At 63.7% G+C, this 4,381-nt stretch carries 5 protein-coding genes and 2 pseudogenes; 5 read left to right on the forward strand and 2 right to left on the reverse strand.

Translation table 11 applies throughout. The features are described 5' to 3' along the window. A pseudogene (locus ACSLE4_RS12920) lies at positions 1-210 on the reverse strand (hypothetical protein); the annotation flags it as partial. A 26-nt stretch (positions 211-236) separates the two neighbouring features. After that, positions 237-302: pseudogene (locus ACSLE4_RS12925) on the reverse strand (hypothetical protein); the annotation flags it as partial. Between the two features lie 137 nt (positions 303-439). Between ACSLE4_RS12925 and ftsE the strand changes: the two are divergent. The 5 genes from ftsE to ACSLE4_RS12950 all read left to right on the forward strand — a co-directional run bounded on the left by ftsE (position 440) and on the right by ACSLE4_RS12950 (position 4,197). Next, positions 440-1,102: a cell division ATP-binding protein FtsE gene (gene ftsE / locus ACSLE4_RS12930; protein WP_435904849.1), complete on the forward strand. Its 663-nt coding sequence runs from the start codon at positions 440-442 to the stop codon at positions 1,100-1,102. After that, the gene (locus ACSLE4_RS12935) at positions 1,099-2,097 is read left to right on the forward strand and encodes a cell division protein FtsX (protein WP_435904850.1); all 999 of its coding nucleotides are present in this window, start codon (positions 1,099-1,101) and stop codon (positions 2,095-2,097) included. The genes ftsE and ACSLE4_RS12935 overlap by 4 nt, the downstream gene beginning before the upstream one ends. An 88-nt stretch (positions 2,098-2,185) precedes the next feature. Further along, the gene (locus ACSLE4_RS12940) at positions 2,186-2,902 is read left to right on the forward strand and encodes a YdcF family protein (protein ID WP_435904851.1); all 717 of its coding nucleotides are present in this window, start codon (positions 2,186-2,188) and stop codon (positions 2,900-2,902) included. Between the two features lie 11 nt (positions 2,903-2,913). Next, entirely contained in the window at positions 2,914-3,639 is a 726-nt protein-coding gene (locus ACSLE4_RS12945) for a lysophospholipid acyltransferase family protein (RefSeq protein ID WP_435904852.1), read from the forward strand. Between the two features lie 186 nt (positions 3,640-3,825). After that, positions 3,826-4,197 carry a hypothetical protein gene (locus tag ACSLE4_RS12950; protein WP_435904853.1) on the forward strand — a complete coding sequence of 124 codons (372 nt, stop codon included), beginning with the start codon at positions 3,826-3,828 and terminating at the stop codon, positions 4,195-4,197. Positions 4,198-4,381 lie beyond the last annotated feature (184 nt).

Below are 4,381 nucleotides of genomic sequence, written 5' to 3' on the forward strand. Positions count from 1 at the left end.
GGCGGCGGCGGTGCGGCCTGGACCGGTGGAGGTGGTGGCGGTGGCGCCGCCATAGGTGGTGGCGGCGGTGGTGGTGGCGCGGGCTCGGGACGCGGAGGTGCAGCCTGAGGCGGAGGTGGCGGTGGTGGCGCCTTCGGGGCAGCAGCTGGCTGCGCGGCCGCGGCTTGCGCCTCGGCCCCCTCCGGCTGTGCCTGCCAGACATGGCCGCATTTGGCGCAACGAACCTTGCGCCCCTCAGGTGGGAATGCCGCCTTGATCTGGTAACGCGTTTCGCAAGCCGGACAGATAATTAGTGTTGCCATTTTGAATGCCGCAATCGCCCGCTACGCAACGATTGTGCGGGACGCCCCATGCCGTTGCCCTATTCCATTGATACCGGACGGAGAGTTCAGCATAAAGAGCCCGTGGTGGGCAATGTTAAGAGGCGCAAGGAAGACGGGTGATTCGCTTTGACAATGTCGGGCTGCGCTATGGCTCAGGCCCGGAAATCTTGCGCGATGTCACCTTTCACGTGCTTCCGGGGTCCTTTCACTTCCTGACCGGACCATCGGGGGCCGGAAAGACCTCGCTTCTGCGCCTTCTTTTCATGTCTCTTCGGCCCAGCCGGGGCCTAATCTTCGTTTTTGGCGAGAATATCGCGGATTTGCCAGCCAGCGGCCGGGCGGCGCTGCGGCGGCGGATCGGCATCGTTTTCCAGGATTTCCGTCTACTCGACCACCTCACCACTTGGGAGAACGTGGCCCTCCCCTTGCGCGTCATGGGAAAAAAAGAGAGCGACTACGCCGACGACGTGACCGACCTGCTGCACTGGGTGGGGCTCGGAAACCGCATCCATGCCTATCCCGAGGTCCTTTCCGGCGGCGAGAAGCAGCGCGCGGCCATCGCCCGGGCGGTCATCGGCCGGCCCGAGCTGCTCCTGGCCGACGAGCCCACCGGCAACGTGGACCCGGCCATCGGCAACCGGCTCCTCAGGCTTTTCGTCGAACTGAACCGGCTCGGCACCTCCGTGATCATCGCCACCCATGACTACGCCCTCATGGAGCAGCTGGAGGCGCCGCGCCTGATGCTCTACGAAGGCCAGCTCCAGGTCAGCGGCCCGTGACGGTCCTCAACGACATCAAGGATTATCCTTGGACCGGCCTCATCGCCGGCGTCCTGCCCCCGCGCCTTGCCGCAAAGCTGCCGCCAAAATTTCAGGCCAAGTCCTCCCAGATCGTCCCCGCCGCCTCCATCGCCGGCAACGCGCTCACCGTGGTGATCGCCATCATGACCTTCCTCGCCTGCCTCACCGCCGGCGGGGTCTACATGATCAACCAGTCGGCCAATGCCTGGGTGGACGACATCGCCAGCGAGATCACCATAGAGCTCGATCCGCTCAACACCGCCGACATTGAGAAGAAGATGACGCTGGTGGCGCTGTTCCTCGCCAAGCAGAAGGGCGTCACCAGGGTCAAACCCTTGAGCGCCGACGATTCGGCAAAACTGCTCGAGCCCTGGCTCGGCTCAACCGCGGCGCTTTCGGCGTTGCCGATCCCGCGCCTCATCGCCGTGGAGATCGACCGCTCCAGTCCCCCGGATATCGACCTCATCAAAAACGCGCTCAACCAGAACTTCGAGGGCGTGACGCTCGACGATCACCGCCGCTGGCAATCCGAGATCAAACTGATCACTCGCTCGACCGCGCTCGGCGGCATCGCCGTGCTCGGCCTTGTCGCCGCGGCCACCATCGCCGTCATCGTCTCGGCGACGCGCAGCGCCATGGCCACCAACCGGGCGGTCATCGAGGTGCTGCATTTCGTGGGCGCCACCGAGCGCTTCATTGCCAGCGAATTCGAGCGGCACTTTCTAGGGCTTGGCGTGCGCGCCGGCCTCGCGGGCGCCTTCGCCGCGGCCATTGCATTCTTGCTGCTGCCCTTCTTGATGTATCTGTTGGGCGGCGGTGCCGTGACCGAGGCCGAGACGAGGCGTCTGCTCGGCTCCGGCGAGCTCGACTTCGGCGGCTATATCCTGCTGGTGGGGATCGTCGTCGTGGTCGCGGCTCTGTGCATGATCACCTCGCGCTTCGGGGTCTTCCGCGTCCTCAAGAACTACGCATGATCTTCATGAAACCGGAGGTCGAAGCCGATATCGTGCGGCGGCGATTTTGCCTATTCTGCGCCGCGCGAGGCCAGTTTCGGGGTGCGCGGTGAGCGAGGACGTCGAGGTACCAGACCAAGAGGAGCCGCAAGACCGGCCGCGGCGCTTCCGCCGCTTCCGCGGCTTGATGGGCGGGGTCCGCCTGCTCTTCGACGGCACGATCCTGCTGCTCGTCATGCTCATTATCGGCTTTATCGTCTTCGCCAACGGCATGGACCGGGAGCGGCGCGAGCCGGCCTATGCCGCCGACGGCATTACCGTGCTCACTGGCGGCGTCGCGCGCATCGACGAGGCCATGAAGCTGCTCGCCAAGCGAAAGGCGAAGCGTGTGCTGATTACCGGCGTCAATCGCGGCACCACCTTGAAGCAACTGAAGGCGCTCTCGAGCCAGGGCGACCAGTATTTCGCCTGCTGTGTGGATATCGACAAGGAAGCGCGTAACACCATCGACAACGCCACCGAGACGGCTCAATGGGTGACACTGAACCAATACAGCTCGATCATCGTGGTGACGTCCAACTATCACATGCCCCGCGCGCTGGCCGAGCTCGAGCGCGCCATCCCCGGCGTGGCGCTCATCCCCTACCCCGTGGTGGACAACAACGTGCACGTGGAGCGCTGGTGGCACTATCCCGGCACTACGCGGCTCCTGTTGTCGGAATATCTGAAATACCTGCCGGCGCTCGGACGGCTCTGGGCCACCAACCTCGCCCGCATGACCTTGCAAGGCACCTCGGTGCCGCCCGAGGATGAGCCGGAACCGTAGGCAGGCCGGCAATGTTCCGCTCCATCCTCTTCGGCATATCGTTCTACCTCACCACGGTGGCGTTCGTGGTGCTGTGCTCGCCGCTGTTCTTTGCCCCGCGCAAATGGTCGATGGAGGCGCTGAAGCTGTACGCGCGCACACAACTTTGGCTCCTGAAGCACATTGTCGGCCTCGACTACGAGGTGCGCGGCCTGGACAAGTTGCCCGAGCCGCCGTTCCTGGTCGCCTCCAAGCACCAGTCCGCCTGGGAGACCTTCGCGCTCATCCCGCTGTTCCACGACCCGGCCCTGTTCATGAAGCGCGAGCTGTTCTGGATCCCGTTCCATGGCTGGTTCTCCTACAAGTTCAGCATGATTCCCGTGGACCGCGACAAGGGTCCGGCGGGGCTGCGCCGCATGCTCCAGGCGGCCAAGGAACGAATCGCGTCTGGGCGCGAAATCGTAATGTTCCCGGAAGGAACACGCCGCCCGCCGGGAGCGCCGCCTGAATACAAGACCGGCATCGTGCTGATCTACAACGCGCTCGGTGTGCCCTGCGTCCCCGTGGCGCTCAATTCCGGCGTCTTCTGGGCTCGGCGGAGTTGGGCGAGAAAACCCGGGAAAATCGTGGTCGAGATCCTCGATCCGCTGCCACCGGGACTTCCCAAGGCGGAATTTTTGAACCGCCTGCAAGAGGCCATCGAAACGGCCTCCGCCCGCCTTCTGGCCGAGGCGAAGGTCGCCGATCAAGCGCGTTAACCCCTTGGTAACACTTAAAAGCTTGACGCGCACCGATCACGAGTTCTATGTTTGTTCCATAGAAGAAACGTGATCGCGGGCGTCTTGTATTTGCCATCGGTCAACCCATTTCATCTAAGGTGACCAAAGTTAACGGGACGGGATTTTATGTGGACGAGCCAAGCAGACGCTTCTGAGACTGCCCTTATGGGGCCGGCGGAGGAGCCTGCGCTGGTCTGCGCGGAAGCCGCGTTCGACCAGGCGTTCCACTATTGGCGTGGCGCGTCGGGACGCCGCTATCTCCACAGCGTCTATTCGCTGGTGGGCTGCCCCGCCCTGCCCCAAGCCAACTACATTCTGGTCCGCCGCCACGAGGACGGCACACGCGAGGCGCTGGCCTTCGGCGACACCAAGGACGACGCGATCTCGCTCAACCTTGCCCATCTGCGTCACGCGGGCGCCAAGATCGGCGCCAACGAGGTGCATATCCACCTGCTGGCCGAGACCGCCCATGACCGCGCGCTGGTGGAGGCGGACCTGACGGCCGCGCATACGCGCCGGCACGCCGAGGCCGCGTAGCTCTCTAGATATTTTTCGGGTCTGTCATGCCCGGCCTTGTGCGGGGCATCCACGATTTCGGGACCAGTCAAAACGTGGATGGCCGGGACGAGCCCGGCCATGACGAATGTCTTGTGAAGAAATAATACCAGCGGCATTTAATTTTGACCGTCATGAGCCCATTTTCTCATTCCGATTGATTTGA

This window comes from Methyloceanibacter sp., assembly GCF_051306395.1.
Lineage (GTDB): Bacteria > Pseudomonadota > Alphaproteobacteria > Rhizobiales > Methyloligellaceae > Methyloceanibacter.

Coding starts and splice junctions, on each gene's coding strand:
- ACSLE4_RS12945 (WP_435904852.1), top strand. CDS start 2,914: ATGTTCCGCTCCATCCTCTTCGGCATATCGTTCTACCTCACCACGGTG.
- ACSLE4_RS12950 (WP_435904853.1), top strand. CDS start 3,826: ATGGGGCCGGCGGAGGAGCCTGCGCTGGTCTGCGCGGAAGCCGCGTTC.